Annotated in this window: 15 protein-coding genes and 3 pseudogenes; 8 read left to right on the top strand and 10 right to left on the bottom strand. The window is 67.8% G+C overall.

Features of this window, described 5'->3' with window-relative positions; genetic code table 11:
- Positions 1-159 precede the first annotated feature (159 nt).
- Positions 160-2,373, bottom strand: coding sequence for an MMPL family transporter (locus ACFRIC_RS39310; protein WP_382796523.1), 2,214 nt, complete (start codon positions 2,371-2,373; stop codon positions 160-162).
- 140 nt (positions 2,374-2,513) lie between these two features.
- Between ACFRIC_RS39310 and ACFRIC_RS39305 the strand changes: the two genes are divergently transcribed.
- Entirely contained in the window at positions 2,514-3,386 is an 873-nt protein-coding gene (locus ACFRIC_RS39305; protein ID WP_382796521.1) for a TetR/AcrR family transcriptional regulator, read from the top strand.
- A gap of 686 nt (positions 3,387-4,072) precedes the next feature.
- Here the strand turns inward: ACFRIC_RS39305 and ACFRIC_RS39300 are convergent.
- The 4 genes and pseudogenes from ACFRIC_RS39300 to ACFRIC_RS39285 form a co-directional block, all read right to left on the bottom strand.
- Positions 4,073-4,759, bottom strand: a complete 687-nt coding sequence (locus tag ACFRIC_RS39300; protein ID WP_382796519.1) for an SDR family NAD(P)-dependent oxidoreductase — start codon at positions 4,757-4,759, stop codon at positions 4,073-4,075.
- Between the two features lie 83 nt (positions 4,760-4,842).
- Positions 4,843-5,235, bottom strand: coding sequence for an ester cyclase (locus tag ACFRIC_RS39295; protein WP_382796517.1), 393 nt, complete (start codon positions 5,233-5,235; stop codon positions 4,843-4,845).
- Positions 5,236-5,349: 114 nt separating this feature from the next.
- A complete protein-coding gene (locus ACFRIC_RS39290; RefSeq protein ID WP_382796515.1) occupies positions 5,350-6,003 on the bottom strand; it encodes an NADPH-dependent F420 reductase in 654 nt (217 codons plus the stop codon).
- 12 nt (positions 6,004-6,015) lie between these two features.
- Positions 6,016-6,755, bottom strand: a pseudogene (locus ACFRIC_RS39285) (SDR family NAD(P)-dependent oxidoreductase).
- 96 nt (positions 6,756-6,851) lie between these two features.
- Here ACFRIC_RS39285 and ACFRIC_RS39280 point away from each other — a divergent pair.
- Positions 6,852-7,460: a TetR/AcrR family transcriptional regulator gene (locus ACFRIC_RS39280; RefSeq protein WP_382796513.1), complete on the top strand. Its 609-nt coding sequence runs from the start codon at positions 6,852-6,854 to the stop codon at positions 7,458-7,460.
- 212 nt (positions 7,461-7,672) lie between these two features.
- On the opposite strand, the gene ACFRIC_RS39275 is transcribed toward ACFRIC_RS39280, so the two are convergent.
- Together ACFRIC_RS39275 and ACFRIC_RS39270 are read right to left on the bottom strand one after the other, a co-directional pair.
- Complete coding sequence (locus tag ACFRIC_RS39275; RefSeq protein ID WP_382796512.1) at positions 7,673-7,810, bottom strand: hypothetical protein; 138 nt, start codon at positions 7,808-7,810, stop codon at positions 7,673-7,675.
- A 79-nt stretch (positions 7,811-7,889) separates the two neighbouring features.
- On the bottom strand, positions 7,890-8,318 hold the full coding sequence (locus ACFRIC_RS39270; RefSeq protein ID WP_382796510.1) for a LuxR C-terminal-related transcriptional regulator: 429 nt from the start codon (positions 8,316-8,318) through the stop codon (positions 7,890-7,892).
- 627 nt (positions 8,319-8,945) lie between these two features.
- On the opposite strand from ACFRIC_RS39270, the pseudogene ACFRIC_RS39265 reads away from it, so the two are divergent.
- Positions 8,946-9,830: pseudogene (locus tag ACFRIC_RS39265) on the top strand (transposase); the annotation flags it as partial.
- A 53-nt stretch (positions 9,831-9,883) separates the two neighbouring features.
- On the top strand, positions 9,884-10,420 hold the full coding sequence (locus tag ACFRIC_RS39260; protein WP_382796508.1) for a DUF4240 domain-containing protein: 537 nt from the start codon (positions 9,884-9,886) through the stop codon (positions 10,418-10,420).
- Between the two features lie 231 nt (positions 10,421-10,651).
- Here the strand turns inward: ACFRIC_RS39260 and ACFRIC_RS39255 are convergent, their stop codons facing one another.
- A complete protein-coding gene (locus ACFRIC_RS39255; RefSeq protein WP_382796506.1) occupies positions 10,652-11,068 on the bottom strand; it encodes an NADAR family protein in 417 nt (138 codons plus the stop codon).
- A gap of 184 nt (positions 11,069-11,252) precedes the next feature.
- Positions 11,253-11,774, bottom strand: a complete 522-nt coding sequence (locus tag ACFRIC_RS39250; RefSeq protein WP_382796504.1) for a hypothetical protein — start codon at positions 11,772-11,774, stop codon at positions 11,253-11,255.
- A gap of 248 nt (positions 11,775-12,022) precedes the next feature.
- Between ACFRIC_RS39250 and ACFRIC_RS39245 the strand changes: the two genes are divergently transcribed.
- The 4 genes and pseudogenes from ACFRIC_RS39245 to ACFRIC_RS39230 all read left to right on the top strand — a co-directional run bounded on the left by ACFRIC_RS39245 (position 12,023) and on the right by ACFRIC_RS39230 (position 14,603).
- Positions 12,023-12,178 carry a hypothetical protein gene (locus tag ACFRIC_RS39245; RefSeq protein WP_382796502.1) on the top strand — a complete coding sequence of 52 codons (156 nt, stop codon included), beginning with the start codon at positions 12,023-12,025 and terminating at the stop codon, positions 12,176-12,178.
- A 444-nt stretch (positions 12,179-12,622) separates the two neighbouring features.
- Positions 12,623-13,295 (top strand): annotated as a pseudogene (locus ACFRIC_RS39240) (transposase family protein); the annotation flags it as partial.
- Between the two features lie 155 nt (positions 13,296-13,450).
- A complete protein-coding gene (locus ACFRIC_RS39235; protein ID WP_382796500.1) occupies positions 13,451-13,612 on the top strand; it encodes a hypothetical protein in 162 nt (53 codons plus the stop codon).
- A gap of 244 nt (positions 13,613-13,856) precedes the next feature.
- The gene (locus ACFRIC_RS39230) at positions 13,857-14,603 is read left to right on the top strand and encodes a DUF5131 family protein (protein ID WP_382796498.1); all 747 of its coding nucleotides are present in this window, start codon (positions 13,857-13,859) and stop codon (positions 14,601-14,603) included.
- A gap of 19 nt (positions 14,604-14,622) precedes the next feature.
- Here ACFRIC_RS39230 and tcmP read toward each other — a convergent pair whose 3' ends face one another.
- Complete coding sequence (gene tcmP, locus ACFRIC_RS39225) at positions 14,623-15,759, bottom strand: three-Cys-motif partner protein TcmP (protein WP_382796497.1); 1,137 nt, start codon at positions 15,757-15,759, stop codon at positions 14,623-14,625.
- Positions 15,760-16,111: the final 352 nt, after the last annotated feature.

The following is a 16,111-nucleotide window of genomic DNA, read 5'->3' as shown; positions in this document are numbered from 1 at the left end:
GGCGGGCGGCAGCTGCCGCCCGCCCCGCCGGTCCGTGCGCCCTGGACTATCTGCACGCCGAGGACGGCCGGGGGCGCTGCCTCGTCAGCAGGCTCGCGGCCCGCTGGGCGGTCTCGCCCCGGCCGGACTCCGCGCCGGGCAGGACACTGTGGGCCGGAGTCAACCCCGTGAGACCGCAGGTTCGGGCGCGGCAGTGGGCTCGGGCGCGCTTTCGCTGAGGCCGAACCGGCTGTGGAACTTGCGCAGGAAGCTGGGCGCGTACCAGGCAGAGCTGCCGAGCAGGCGCATCGCGGCCGGGACGAGGACACCGCGGATGGCGACGGCGTCGATGAGGATGGCCAGCCCGCTGCCCAGGCCGAACATCTGCATGAAGCTGAGCTTGGACGTACCGAAGGCGAAGAAGCTCACCGCGAGCAGGCAGGCGGCGGCGGTGACGATGCGCCCGGTGTGCCCGAGGCCGTTGGTGACGGCGGACTCGGTGTCCTCGCCCTGGTCGTGGAGTTCCTTGATGCGGCTGGTGACGAACACCTCGTAGTCCATCGACAGACCGAAGACGATGCAGAACATCAGCACGGTCATCGACATCTCCATCGGCTGCGCCGTGAAGCCGAACAGGGAGGAGAGATGGCCTTCCTGGAAGATCCAGGTCATGATGCCGAGCGTCGCCACCAGGGTGATCGCGTTCAGAGCCAGGGCGCGCAGCGGCTGCACGATACTGCCGGTGAACAGGAAGAGCAGGACGAACGTGGTCAGGATGACCAGGCCGATGGCGAGCGGGATTTGGCCGCTGATGGAGTGCTTGGCGTCGACCAGTTCGGCGTCGATGCCGCCCACCAGCGGGTGGATGCCGGGGGGCGGGGTGAGCGCCCGTACGTCGCCGACCAAGCTCTGTGCCGCGTCGGACTTCGGCGTCAAGGAGCTGACGATGCTGATCCGTTGGCCGTGGGGGCGGCTGAGGTTGGCGCTGCCGGGACCGGCCGCCGATTCCTGCCCGTGGGTGTACGTGCCGGTGCTGGTCTCGACCCGTACTACGCCCTTGAGCTGGGACAGTTGATCGGCGTATGTATCCAACGGGGCTTTGCCCACGTCCTGGCCGATGACGATCTGGAGGGCGGCGTTGTCGTTGCCGTTGAAGTTCTTCTGGAGCGTCGCGGAGACCTGGCGGCTCTCGGCGTCCTTGGGCAGCACGCGTTCGTCCGGGGTGCCGAAGGTGATGCCGAGCAGCGGGCTCGCCGCCACCAGCAAGATCGCGAGGACGGGCAGCGCGGTGAGCGCGGGCCGCCGCATGACGGTACGCGCCAGCCGCGCCCATATGGACACGCGCGTGGTGACGTTCGCGGTCTTCGCCCACGGCACCTGGCCCTTGTTGACCCGGTGCCCCAGGACGACGAGCAGCGGCGGCATGACGAACAGCGCGCTGACGGCCGCGATGGCGACGACGCCGACCCCGGCGAAGCCGAAGGACCTCAGGAAGTACTGCGGGAAGACGAGAAGCGCCGCGAGTGCGGCGGCCACGGTAGAGGCGGAGAACGCGACAGTGCGGCCGGCGGTGTGCACCGTCCGGCGGACGGCGTCTTCCACGCTCGCGCCGGTCGCGAGCTGTTCCCTGAACCGACTGATCATCAACAGGCCGTAGTCGATGCCCAGTCCCAGGCCGAGAGCCGTGGTGAGGTTGGTCGCCGTGTTCGAGACGCTGGTGACATCGGCGAGCAGGGACAGTTCGGCGAACGAGCCTAGGATGGCGATGACGGCGATGGCCAGCGGCAGCAGTGCGGCGACCATGCTGCCGAAGACGAACAGCAGCAGGATGAGGGTCAGCGGGATCGCGATCAGCTCGGCCAGTTCAAGGTCCTCGACCACCTGCGTCGACATGTCGTTGCCGACGGCGGCCACCCCGCCGGCTCGTACCGTGAGGGCTTTGTTGTACGTGCCGTCGTAGTCGTCGAGCAGGCTCGTGGCGTTCTTCTGCTGCTGGGTCGGGTCGCCTTTGACATGGGCGAGGACCATGGCCTCGCGGCCGTCCTTGGACAGGAGTTGGGTGCTCCGCTTGTCCCAGTAGGAGACGACGTTTGCGAGCGTCTTCTCCTTCTTCAGGCTCGCAACCAGTGCCTTGCCGTTCTGCTCGGCGGACGGGGTGTCGACCCGGCCGCCCCCGGCGCGGACCAGCAGCACGAGGTTGGTCTCGCCGCCGAATTTCTTGTCGATGAGATTGCGTGCCCGGGTGGACTGGGAAGCCGGGTCATCGAAACCGCCGCCCAGCAGCTTGGTGAATGCGCCGCTACCGAGGGCACCCATGAGAGCTGTCGCCACGACGGCGACGATGAGTACCAGCCGGGCCCGGCGGATCGCCAGCTCGGCTATGCGTTCGAACACGCGGAATCTCCTTTGAGGTCATGTGTCTGCGGGGACGGCGACGACGCTAGGGGAGGCCATGGGGAAGTTGGCAGTGCGAGATTTACCTGACAGTGCTCGGTTTATGTTTAAGCGTCAGATATGCGCCGTAGGGTGGGCGCATGCCCGTACCTGAACGCCCGAAGACCGCTGCCCTGCCGGCGCAGTCCGCGCCGCCTGCTCCTTCCGCTCCGGCCGCTCGATCCGCCTCATCCGCTCCGCCCACGCTGCGGGAGCGGCGGCGGGCCACAGCGGTGCGGGAGATCTTGGACGCCGCCGAACTGCACATCACCGAGCACGGTCCTGAGGGGCTGTCCCTGCGGGCCGTCGCGCGCAGCCTCGGCATGACCGTGCAGGCGCTCTACCACTACTTCCCCAACCGGCATGCGCTCGTCACGATGCTCGTCGCCAAGGGGTACGAGGATTTGTTCGCCGCAGTCGAGGCCGCCGTCGACTCGACGGCCGGTTCGACCGCGGGCGCTGGGGGCACTGCGGCGGGCTCGGTGGCGGACCGGCCGTTCGTGTCGCGTCTGCTGGACGCGGCCGAGGGCTACCGGCGCTGGGCTGTCGACCATCCAGAGCGGTTCAAGCTCCTGTTCGGGACACCACTGCGGGGCTACGCGGCCCCGGCCGACGGTGCCTCCACCATTGCCGCCCGCCGGATGAGTACGATCTTCCAGCGTGAGCTCTTCGGCGGCTTCAGCATGGAGCAGCTCGCGGCGGCCGAAATGCCCCCGCTCTCGCCCCAGTTCCGCGCCTACCTGGAGCACCTGCCCCCGGATGGGCCGGGAGTCCTCCCGCCGCCCGCGATCGCCCTGCTCATGGAGGCGTGGGGGCGCATGCACGGCATGGTCGTCCTTGAGGTGTTCGGACACACCTCGTTCCTCGAGGAGCACGAGGCTGAGCTCTTCCACCTTGCGATGCGCAACATGCTCGCGGACATCCATCGGCGGATTTCCGGGAGCGTGGGCGCCGTTGGAGCCGGGGCGGTGTGAGGTGCAAGGGCGCGCACGGCCCGCGCGTCCACAACTGAGCGAGGGCCGAAGCCCGCCTTCTGGCAGGGGCACGATCGGCAGCACCGGGTGGCCGGTTAGGCGGTCGAGGCGCGCTTCGGGCGATACGGAGCCCCATGAACGGAGTGAACTCACCGGGGCGCCGAGCGGGACGGACCACAGGCCGGCTGGGAAAGGGCTGTATGCCGCTCGCCCGTATCTGGGGCACCCGCTGTCGTCGCGTTGCCTTCACGGGGAAAGGGGCTTCGCCATCGGGCAAGCAAATCCGCAGACCTGATAGCGCCTGGGCGGTCCCTTCACACGTGGTGGCGTGCCCACCGCACTCCCGGACCTCTCACCTGGTCCGAGGTGGCAGACCACCGCACCGGTCAGCTTCCTGCCCTCGCTTCGGGTCCGGCCGACCAGCGCTCGCGTCGGACCCTCGCCCCACTCGGCGAGGGTCCGCACCATGCACTGCCTGCTGGACAGCAGCTCGTCGTGTGGGTGGCGGGCGATGAGGTGCATGGCGAAGAGCGCTCTGTCGTGGATGGGGTGGGGCGAGGCGGTCCGCGTGCACGACGTCGAGGATGCGTGCGGCGCCGCACGCCGCAGGGACGGGACACCGGATGGATGTGCCCGCTGACCCGCCGGCCAGGGTGCGGCTGGCCCTCCCAGCCGCGCTGGCCTGCCTACCAGGGCACCTCCCCGTTTTCGTCCTGGAAGGTGCCGGTCGGGCCGTCCGCGTCGATTGTGGCGAGACGTACGACGACCCTCGCGCTCTCCTCCGGCGACCTGCCGACACCGAAGGCCGCCGTCAGGTCCGTCGCAGTGGTGCCGGGTTCAACAGCATTGAACTTGATGCTCGGATGGGCCTTGGCGTACTGGACGGTGAGCATGGTGGCGGCGGCCTTGGACGCCGAGTACAGCGCCAGCGGCAAGGCGTACTCCGGACGGCCCGGGTTGGTCACAGCCCAGAAGGATCCGGCGCTGCTGGAGACGGTCACCACGGTGGGGTTCGCGGACTTGCGCAGCAGGGGCAGGGCCGCTTCCGTGACCCGCACCAGGCCGACCGCATTGGTGTCGAAGGCGCGCAGGGCGGTGGGGCCGTCGAGGGCTCCGTCCCCCAAGATGCCAGCGTTGTTCACCAGAACGTCGAGCCGGCCCTCGGCCGCGTCGATGGCTGCGAGCGCGCTGTTCACGGAGGCGTCATCCGTCACGTCAAGCTGCACGAATCTCGCGCCCAACGCCGCCGCGGCCCGCTGTCCGCGCTCGACGTCCCGCGCGCCGAGGTAGACCACGTGGCCCACCGCCAGCAGCTGTCGGGCGGTCTCGAAGCCGATGCCCTTGTTGGCTCCGGTGATCAGTGTGATGGTCATGCAAATCCTCGCAAGTGAAGTGCCCGAGCGGGCCGTTCTCGATATGCGGACATGTCTCAGTGGGGCAGGCGCGAACTGGCAGGTCAGCCGGTCAGCTGCCGGCGCAGTTCACTGGCATCGTGCAGGGCGGTCATGTGCACGAACCGCCCGTCTCGGACCTGGTAGATGGCGTACTCGACGATCTCGAACGAGGCGCCGGTAGGAGCCACGCCGAGCCAGGGCTTCACGGGGGTACCGGTGTTGACCAGGCGCGCGGCCAGACGGTCCCCGTCGAAGAGCAACTCCTGCAACTCCCAGTGCAGGTCCGGTACCGCATCCACGTCATGCCGTTGCACGGCCAGGAGGTCGTCGCGTGTGGCGGGCTCCCCGTTCAACGTGGTCCGGTCGTTGATGAATGCGTCCATGCCATCGAATTGGTGGGCATTGAGCGCTTCGAGGTAGCGCCGGTAGAACGTGCGCAGATCACTGTCGGACATGTGAGGGGCCCTTCTATGGGGTGGCTCTGGATCGGGGCCACGCGTGGAGGGTCAGAGCGGGGGTGCCCGCCGCGGCCGCGCCAGACGGTCGCGGAGTGGGCCCGCCGGTCAGCGTCACGGCGGAGCAGGGCGCTGTGCGCGGTCCAGGTTGGCGATGAGCTCGTCGCGCATTTGGTGTGCCAGCGCGGCCCAGGCGGGTTGACCGGGAGCCGTGCGCCACGAGGCGCTCAGTGGACTGTTGTTGACGGTGTCGAAGCCGAACTTGTCATAGAGCCGGGTCACGAGGTCGACGGCGTCGGGGAAGTTGCTGGAGGTCGGAAGCGCCAGCCGGTCGGGGGCGCCCGCTGGGCGCCCGGCGGTGGTGATGCGGGGAGCCTGGATATGAGTGAATGCCTGGACGACTTGGGAGGCGGGCAGGTGCTCCTGGCGCATCTCGAGTACGGTCGTCTCGCCGGAGTCGATGCGGGCGAAGTGACCGTCGCGCCAGATCATGTAGTTGTTCGTATCCAATACGATCTTGCCGGCGAGGGCGTCGACCGGCAGGTTGTTGACCGTTTTCAGTGGGACGGCCACGACGGCGAAATCCCCGGCGGCTGCGGCGTCCGCGGCGCTGGCGGCCCGCGCGGACGGCCCGAGTTCGGCGGCTAGGTGCTGCAAGGTTTCCGGTCCGCGCGAGTTGGCGATCACGATGCTGTAGCCGTGGGCCAGGGCCGCCCGGGCAATCTGGCCGCCGACCTCGCCGGCGCCGATGATCGCGATGGTGGGCATGGGGTCCGCCTCTCAGATCTGGTTCAGGCCGCCGTCGACGTACAGGCTCGAACCGGTGATGAAGCTGCTCTGCTCGGATGCCAGGAAGGCCACGGCAGCGGCCACCTCCTCCGGGCGCCCGAGCCGGCCCAGCGGCACCCGCGTCATAAGGTGCTGCTTGAACCGTTCCGGGTCGGGGGTCAGCCCCGCCAGGGCGGGGGTGTCGGCCGGGCCGGTGGTGAGGGTGTTGACCCGGATGCCGCGTCCCTTGAGCTCGTTTGCCCAGGTCCGGGCGAACGAGCGCGTGGCGGCCTTGGTTGCCGCGTACACGCCGAGCTCCGCATCGCCGACGTCCCCGTTGGTCGAGCCGTTCACGATCACCGAGGCGCCGTCGTTGAGTAGCGGCAGAGCCTTTTGGGCGGTGAACAGCAGGCCACGGACGTTGATGCCGAACAGGGTGTCGAAGTGCTCCTCGGTGACCTGCGCCAGCGGAGCGAGCGCGGCGACGGCGACATTCGCGAACAGCAGTCCAGGCCCCCGCCCCGGCTGCGGATGGTGGCGTAGAGCCGATCCAGGTCGTCCAGGTTCGCGATGTCGCCGGTCACCGCAGTGGCCGCAGGACCGATCAGGTCGACGGCCGCGTCGAGTTCAGTCGCGCGCCGGCCGGTGATGAAGACGTGCGCGCCTTCATCTGCCAGCCGGACCGCACTGGCCAAGCCGATGCCGGCGCTGCCCCCGGTGACGAGAGCGTTCTTTCCGTTGAGCAGTCCCATGTGTGCCACCCCTTCCTTCCACTTCTGCAGTGATCGCTGCAGAAGTGGACCGTAGCACTTCTGTAGCGATCACTGTGGAAGGGGTAGGGTGTGGGGGTGGAGACGAAACCGACCGGCCCGATCGGCCGACCGCGAGGATTCGACGCCGAAGCCGCCCTTGAGCGCGCCATGCTGGTGTTCTGGCAGCATGGCTACGAGGGGGCCAGCACCGCCTGCCTGACACACGCGATGGGTATCTCCACCACCAGCATGTACGCCGCGTTCGGCAACAAGGAGCAGCTGTTCCGCAAGGTGTTGGAGCGCTACACCGACGGCCCGAGCGCCTACCTGGCCCAGGCCCTAGAGCAGCCGACTGCCTTGGGCGTCGCCACCGCCATTCTGGCCGGCACCGTGCGCACCACCACCCGCGCGGGCCACCCCCACGGCTGCCTGGGCGTCCAGGGGGCCCTGACCACCAGCGAGTCCGGCCAGGACGTCCGCTCCCTCCTCGTCGACTGGCGCACTACCGGATACGCCCGCATCCGCGAGCGGTTCCAGCGCGCCGTCGATGACGGCGATCTGCCCCCGCAGACCGACCCCGGCCTCCTGGCCCGCTACCTCACCACCCTCGCCTACGGCATCGCTGTCCAGGCCGCGAGCGGCGTCGCCCGCGAAGACTTGCAGGAGCTGGCCGACGCCGCCTTGCGCCACTGGCCCCTGCCCTGACACCGCCGTGGCGGTGGGGGCCGTGCCGTACGGACCTGGCGGGTGCTCATCAGTGCTCATCCCTCGGCGGCGTGATGGACAGCTTCCCGGGTTGTCGAGCACCGGCTCATGGCGAGGCAGTGCGGATACGCGACGGCGACCTGCGCGACTGCTCCGGCCGGGGTGGACGCGCCGGTGCAGTAAGGGTCCCGGCTGACCGCGGTGGTGGTAAGTCACACCCCTTCCGCTCGCTCCAGCTCCTCCATGGCCGGGAGCCGGGTCAAAGACGTCGCCGGTACCGGGCTCGGAGAGTGCAGCACCCACACCACCAGGTCCCCGGCCTGGCGCGACAGCGGGACCAGGCGGTTCACCTGCTCGGCAATCTCCAGGTCGGAGGGGGTCTCCCGCAGAGGTCGACCAACTGAAGGCCGCAACAGGACTTGGGGCTGTTCAGGCGGCCGACCGCACCAGGCCCGCTTCGTAGGCGAACACCACCGCCTGGACACGGGCGCGGGCACCGATCTTGGCGAGGATGCTGCTGACGTGGGCCTTGACGGTGGTCGTGGCGATGGACAGCCGTGCAGCGATCTCGGCGTTGGACCAGCCGGAGGCGACGGCGGTGAGCACAACACGCTCCCGCTCGGTGAGCCTGCCGATCCCGACTTCCCGCTCGGCAGGGAGCGCGAATTGCAACTGTCGGACGGTGTCGATGAGAGCGCGGGTCAGGCCGGGGATGATGACGGCGTCTCCGGCGGCCACGACACGGATGGCCGCGGTCAGTTCGCCGGGGGTGGCGTCGTGGAGAAGGAATCCACCGGCACCGGCGCGCAGAGCGGCGTAGGCACGCTGCTCGTCGCTGGCGGGGGTCAGGATCAGCACGCGTGGGCGGTTCCCTTGTGTTCCGGAGAGTTCGGAGTTCCGGGGGAGGGCGGGAAGCCGTGTGATGCGGCGGATGGTCTCGGTGCCGTCCGAGTCGGAAATATTGCTGTCACCACGACGTCGGGGCACAGTGCGGCGCTCATGCGGACCGCCGCAGCCCCGCTCGAGGCCTCGCTGACGACAGTCAAGTCGGGTTCCTCCGCCAAGAGCATGCGCAGTCCGCGGCGCTGCAAGGGCTGGGCATTGGCAATGAGTACAGAGGCCATGGTGGACGTTCTCCCAACGGGAAGCGGATCATCGTTCGCGGGCAGTGATTGATGCGAGTGGGTGCGTGCTCAGTCATCGCCGACCCCTCTGAACGAAACGGTTGTTCACATCGGTTTTCAGGGCGCTCAGTCGGCACCGAGGGCCCGGTGGATGTGGTGACTGTCGCGCTACCAGGGCTGTGTGCGTGCCGCATCGCGATGGCCACCCCTCAGGTCCACCACGTGGTGCGTCTCCGCAAACAGGTGCGGTTCTACGAGGCAAAGAGCTTCGAAGGCGTCACATCCGAGACGGTGGCGGCTCTCGCGCGAGAGGGCGGCACTCTGACTGAGCGCATCGACATCCTGGTGGTCGGCAACCGTCCCGCGATCGCCAACTACCGATCTGGCCCGGGAGATCGCCGTCCTCGCCCGGGCTCAGCAGGACGCCACCTGGAACCGTCAGCAGAACTCCAATCAGCTCCGGTCTCTTCTGCGCGAGTACTACCCGTCCGCCCTGGACGCCTTCGCCACCTGGCAGAACGGCCTCTGCCGCCCCGAGGCGCGAGAGCTGCTCAAGCTCGCCCCGACGCCTTCCCAGGCCGCGCAGCTGAGCCGCACACAGATTCATGCCGCGCTCAAGCGGGCCGGCTGCAAGCGGGGCATCGAGGCTGAGGCCGACCGATTTCGCGAGGTGTTCCGGGCAGTGTGGGCCCACCAGCCGCCGTTGGTCGAGGACGCGTTCGGCAAGCAGATGCTCGCCCTCCTCATCCAGCTCGACGCTGCCTGCACGGCCGCCGACGACCTCGCGAGGGCGGTGGAGGAGGCTTTCCCTCAGCACCCGGACGCGGAGGTCATCCTCAGCTTCCCCGGCCTTGGCGTCCAACTCGGCGCCCGGGTGCTTGCCGAGATCGGCGATGACCGAAGCCGGTTCGCCGGCGCCCGTGGTCTGAAGGCTTATGCCGGCGCCTCGCCGATCACCAGGGCTTCCGGCAAGAAGTCAAGCATCATCCGACGGCGGGTGAAGAACGACCGGCTCAACCATGCTGGCTATCTCTGGGCCTTCGCGGCCCCCAACGGATCACCCGGAGCCAAGGCCCACTACCGTCGCCGACGCGACGTCCACGGAGACTGGCACGCGGCCGCCCTGCGCAGCCTCTTCAACCGGATGCTCGGCCAGCTCTATCGCTGCCTCCAGGAGCACACGACCCTCTCTGAACTGGTCGCCTTTCCGACCCCGAGCCTGGAGGCGGGGAAGGCAGCAGCCTGATCCCCAAGGGTCGAGAACTCCTTCTGTCAGTACGAGATGGCATGCTCCCCGCCATGAACAAGGAGCAGTTCTGGGAGCTCATCGCGGAGGCCCGCGACCGGGCGATCACCCCACACGACAGCGACGCGGTCGCCCGCGAAGCGACCTCGTTGCTGGCCGCCCGGCCGGTCGAGGAGATCATCACCGCGGAGCAGGCGCTGTGGGACCTGATGATTGAGTCCTACACCAACCCTCTGTGGGCCGCTGCCTACACCGCCAACGGCGGATGCTCCGACGACGGCTTCGACTACTTCCGCGGCTGGCTGATCGCCCAGGGTCGTGAAGTCTTCGAGCGCGTCGTCGTTGATCCTGACGCCCTGGCGAAACTGCCCATAGTTCAAGCCGCCGCAGCCGCCGGCAGCGACCTGGAGGGCGAAGACGTGCTGGTCATCGCATGGAACGCTCACATCACGGCAACCGGTGATCAGCTTCCACCGGGCACACTCACCATCTGCTACCCGCAGCTGGACCCTGCCTGGAACTTCGACTTCTCGGACTCAGACGAGATGGCTCGCCGACTGCCGCGTCTGGCTGCTCTCTACCTGGAGTAAGTCGCGCAGGATCCACACCCGCCGAGAAGCTCTATGAGTGATCGCTGTTCGAATACCGCAACTGGTGGCTTGACGAGTTAGCACCATGAGGTGTCTCTGGCCCAACGATCCGCGAGCTGCCCGGACACGGCGCTCCGAGCGGTAAAGATCCACTGCCGCATCACTTCTGGGTCCCGTTGACCCGTCTCACCGAAGTCTGACCGACTCAGGGAGGTCGCACACCTGGCAGCTTCACATCTCGAGAATCCCTGCTCGTTGTGCTTGCAGTTCGGAGCGGACGAGTTCGAGGATGCGTCCGGACCAGTTGCGGCCTCGGCCAGCGTTGTCGCCCCAGAAGGTCGAGTTCATGTCGTCGTAAATCACGGTGGCGTCGTCCGTTGCCAGCAGGACCTCAGCCAGTTCGGGGTGCTGGTCGTACTTGGCTTTCAGCAAGCGTGTCATGACGGCGGTTCGAGCGTGTTCCCAGCCCTCGCGGCGAGGGGCCTCAGTCGCAAGCACGCGTGCTGTGGCGGCGGTCTCTGCTGCCGCGATCGCGAGCCGGGTCTCCGGCTGGGCGACCGACAGGGCCCAGTAGGCGTGGGCGACGGAGGGGTAGCGGGTTCCCTTGACCGTGATCGGGGCGGGGTAGTCGTGTCGCAGGCCGAGCATGCCGGTGATCGTCAACCGGCTGCGCCGGGAACGAGTGGTAGAGCTGGACGGCGGGGGCGTGCGGTGTCGCCGGTCCGTCCGCGGGGACGCGAGTGGCCCTCTCGGCCGTCCAGCGGGCCCGCTCCTCGAAGTACGCGACGGCGCTGTCGTAGTCCTTCTGCGTGACCGTTCCGTCGAACGGCAGCTAGGTCTGGGCGCCGGGCCCTGCCACCAGGACCCGTAGCGGCCGGTCCTTGCTGTCCATGTCGCCCAGCGCGTAGCGGCGCTGCGATTCCGGGATGTTAAGGAACGCGGCGCGGGCCGCGGCCCGGTTCTCCTCGGTCCGGTCGGCGAGGAAGACGTCGACGGCGGCCAGGCAGCGGCCGGTCGAGTCGGACCGCCCGTTCAGTTGGTCGATGGTGTCGCGGACCTCAGCGACCAACAGCTCGGGCGCGAGCCAGCTCTTCGGTTCGCAGAACTTCCAGTCCGCCAGCTCGTGTGCGGAAGCCTCGCCGCCTTCCGGGAAGCTGGTCGCCACCCAGCCGGTGCGCAGCTTCTCCTCGAACTCCACAACGGTGACCAAGCCCCAGCAGTCGATGAGCCCGTCAGCGAAGATGAAGAGGTCGGTGAGGAAATAGTGGCCGCCGTTGCGGATGAAGACGTGCCGCCAGGTGCCGGGTATGCGGAGGCCGTCCGCCGTGCGATAGGTGATTCGGTTGCCGATCATCCTGGGATTGTGCCGGAGTGGCCGCTGGCGGGGAGTCGCTGACAAAGCCGACCGAGCCGCGTGGTCCGGAGCGTGAGGCGTATGTACGCGGCTGCTGCGGCAGCTCGCGGAGCTCTACCCCGCTCCGCAGGAGCCGGCCGCCCCGGCGGCGCCCGCCGCGGTCGCAGGCATGCCCGCCCCGGGAGCACCCGCGCTCGCCCCGGCGCAGGCGCGCCCTGTGTCCCTGAGAACGGAGAGGAAACGCCGCGATGACGGCACGCCCTGCTCCGCCGAAGGTCGCGCTTGCTGACAAGCCGTCGCTCATCGCGAGCACCTACCGTCCCGAACCGCTGCTGCAGTTCGCCGACGACGGCCTGCACATCGACCCGAATGCTGCCATAGCACGCTCGGGGCCGCGTTCCTGAACAGCATTGGGCCGCACTCCTGGCCCGACCGGGACATGAAGGGCCTCTGTAGGCACACACCCTGGCGCAGCGGCCTCCTATGTACCTCGCGTACAACACTCCGTCTATTGTTTGGATCGCGAGCTCAATCCGACGGTTGGCCTGTCAATGACATGATGAGCGAGCTTGATGCCCTCCTGGTGGGCTTGAGCGCAGGGCCCTCAGCCGAGCCCCCCGTCCGGCTGAGGGCTGCTGGCTCATTCAATTGCTCCGAAAGCTGTGCAACGAATGCCTCGGTGCTGAGGGCGCCAGCGCCGCAACAGCGGCTCTAACTGGCATCACGATGTCCACGCCAAGAGTCGGGAGCTGAAACAGCTGATCGTGGCTGACGAGTTCGACCCGATCACGAGTAGGTCGCCCCCTAAAGAGTGTTGCACAAGGCTCTGAGCTGGGCATCTCCCTTGTATGACTGGGGTGTTAAGGGCAGAGCGGGTGTGGGTGGAGACGTTCACCGGGTTGCGGGTGACGCAGTTCGCACGTCTGCTCAAGGTGGTGCGGTAACGGGGTGGCGACGGCACGTTACGGGGCCGGCCGTGGTCGCTGCCGTTGGCCGAGCGGGTGCTGTTGGTTGCGGTGTACTACCGCACAACCTCACGATGCGGCAGCTCGGTCCGCTGTTCGGTGTCTCCTCCTCCACCGTGTGCCGGGTCATCCAGCGGCTGGTCCACTTCTTGCGATCGAGCCGGTGAGCCGTCCGGCGGATGCCGCGGATCGGTTGTGGATCGTGGACGGCACGCTGGTCCCGCTGCGGGACCGGAGCGTGGCGACCTCCAGCCGCAACTACCGGTTCTCGGCGAATGTGCAGGTCATCGTGGATGCCGAGACCCGGCTGGTAATCGCAGCTGCCCGTCCGGTGCCGGGCACGACCGCGGATGCCCATGCCTGGCGGGCGTCCGGGCTGAGCTGGCACTGCCAGGGTGTGACCATGCTGGGTGACGGCACCTATCTCAACTGCGGGATGGCGGTACCGCACCGCAAACGCCCGGGACGGGCCCTGCTGCAGGCCGAGGAGGACGACAACGCCGAGCATCGCAAGGTCCGTGCCCGGGTGGAACATGTCATCGGCCGGATGAAGAACATGCTGCTCGCCCCCTGACAAGGCAGCGGATGGGAATGGAACTCCCTGTTCAAAGGACTGTAGGGCGCGTACCGAGCCAACAGGGCCCAGATGCGCCCTGGAGCCGGAGGCCATCGGCGACGTCATTACCTCGCCCGGGGTCGGTGCCGACCTGAGTGTGCGCCACACTGGGCACTCCACCCGCGGCAGCGGCGTCGACGCCGCCCCGCCAGGTCATCACCGTCCGCGGCGGATGGGCCGCGAACTCCGCAGCCCTGGAGGTCTACTTCGACGACGTTGAGGGCTGGGAAGACAACGCCATGAACGGTGTGCTGTAGAGGGACGTCCAGAGTCGTGCAGTTCCTTGGCGAACGGACACGTCGTCTCGGCAGCGAACTCCATCCCGGGAGGCAGCCCGATCACCCCTCAGCATGGGAACGTTTGCTCGATCCATGGGCTGAGAGAGCCGTACGGAAGTCGAATGGTTGGATGCAGGTACCGGTTGTGGGCCGTGTCGTTGGGCACGGCAAGCCCCAGCGGTATGGGTGAACAGGCTCGGTTCGAGGGGATGGAGGGTCGGTCGTGGGTGTTCGCAGCTCGATCGAGTGGACCGAGGCGACGTGGAACCCGACCACGGGATGTGACCGCGTTTCCGAAGGCTGCGACAACTGCTACGCGTTGACGCTGGCGAAGCGCCTGAAAGCGATGGGCTCCCCGAAGTACCAGGCCGACGGCGACCCGCGCACGTCCGGGCCCGGTTTCGGGCTGACAGTGCATCCGGATGCACTGACGGTGCCGTACGGATGGAAGAGTCCACGCACCGTGTTTGTGAACTCGATGAGCGACCTGTTCCATGCCAGGGTCCCGCTCGACTATGTCCGCCGTGTGTTCGCAGTCATGGCGGATACGCCGCAACACACCTACCAGGTCCTCACCAAGCGTGCTCGTCGATTGAGGCAGGTCGCCGACCGGCTTCAGTGGCCGGACAATCTCTGGATGGGCGTCTCGGTGGAGAGCGCGAAGGAGCTGCCGCGGGTCGATGATCTGCGGCAGGCGCCAGCGGCGGTGAAGTTCCTGTCGTGCGAGCCACTGCTGGGTCCGCTGGATGGTTTGGAGCTCTCGGGCATCGACTGGGTCATTGCGGGCGGTGAGTCCGGGCCGGGACATCGGCCGTTGGATGAAGCATGGGTGACCCAGATCCGGGATACGTGCCAGCAGGCGCAGGTGGCGTTCTTCTTCAAGCAGTGGGGCGGCCGTACGCCGAAAGCCGGCGGCCGCGAACTGGAAGGCCGCACCTGGGACCAGATGCCGTTGCCCGCAGCGGTGTGACCGAACCGGCCCAATGTGGTCAAGCAGCGAAGATCTTGGGAAAGACCGTGATCTCACGGGTCCTCTTCACGCCCACACCGTTGCTGGGAGTCTTGCCCTGCTCGTGCAGGAGCCGTACCGCCTTGCGCGCCACCGGCTCGGTGACCTGCCCGTAGAAATCGCCGAAGATCTCCAGCGTGTGGTCGACCAGCTTGATCGGGTGCCGAGTACGGGCCAGCAGTTTCTCCAGGTTCTCGGCGATCTTCGGCACGGCTCTGGCTTCGACCTCCTGTGGGTCGGGGCGCGTCAGAGACGCCATCGAGAACAACGCCAGGTCATCGCTCTCTTCGCGCAGTTGAAGCGTCTTCCACCATTCGTCTCGCGCCCGGGCAACCGTATCCCCGAACACCCACAGGCCGTACTGACTGCGGGTCGCGAACACTAGCTGGTACACAGCCCGCTTGCGTGGCGAGTGCGACACCGGCACCGACTGGACCAGCATCCCCGTCCGCCTGGCCAGGCGGCGAGCGTACTCGGCTGCCACCGCCTCGATGGCGTCTTCCGCAGCACCCTCCCTGGCTGAGGAAGACGCCGCGTCGGCAAAGTACTTACGCCACCACGGACCACCGCACACCTCGTCGAACCGCTGCAGCGACCTCTCGTTGCCCTTCGGCGAACGCACGTGCCCGCCCAGACGCCATACAGCCATCATGCTGAAATTCATCAGCAACTCGGTCGCCGGCTTCCTTCCGGGTCGCTGCCGCGCCAGCACATCCACCAGCCGATCCTGCGGCAGTACCAGACCGCACGGGTCCAGGAAGAGGAACAGCGGCTCAAACAGGGCCCGCCTGACCACACTGTCCAAAAGCCCGTCGACCTCACCACGATGGGCATGTGCCACCACGCCGCCGGACCGGTAGTGCTCGACCACCGCGTCCAGCCGCTCGAACGACTTCTGCTGCGCTTCGGCGAAGAAGCACTCCACCGTCAGCCCGTGCCGGGTGCGGAAGTGGGAGGCGACCCGCAGCGCGATCTCCGCCGATGCCGGCTCGCCGTTCTCGTAGCGGCCCTCGCCCGCATACCCGTCCAGATACACCACGCGCCCATCGTGCGACCGCGTGCCTGTCATCCCGCCGAACTGCGGCAGGTAGCGCTTGAGCAGCTCGTGCTTGAGCACGCTGGGCAGTGCCTTGTCCGACCAGTAGTCCCCGCCCGTTCCTGACGACATGCAGCCCCCAGTTCGTTCCTCAACTACCCCCCGCTCCTGCATGGTCGGGCCATGCGCTCCGCCCGACAAGATGGCCATTGCGTCACCTGCGGCGGTTCGGTGCGGACTGCGACGTGTGAGAGGTCGCCCAGATGCGACGTATCTCCTGGAGCACTCTCGGTTCTCAGGGGCGTCACTGGCTGCGAATCAAGGATTCCGCTTGTCATGGTTGCGGCGGTGATCGCAATGAGATCGCTGATCACATCCGAGAAGTGCAGCCACCCAGGAATCCGGCCTTTTCTGACATTTCTATCCAGGTGCA

Source organism: Streptomyces sp. NPDC056738, from assembly GCF_042790435.1.
GTDB lineage: Bacteria > Actinomycetota > Actinomycetes > Streptomycetales > Streptomycetaceae > Streptomyces.
This window is presented reverse-complemented; position numbering and strand designations above follow the sequence as displayed.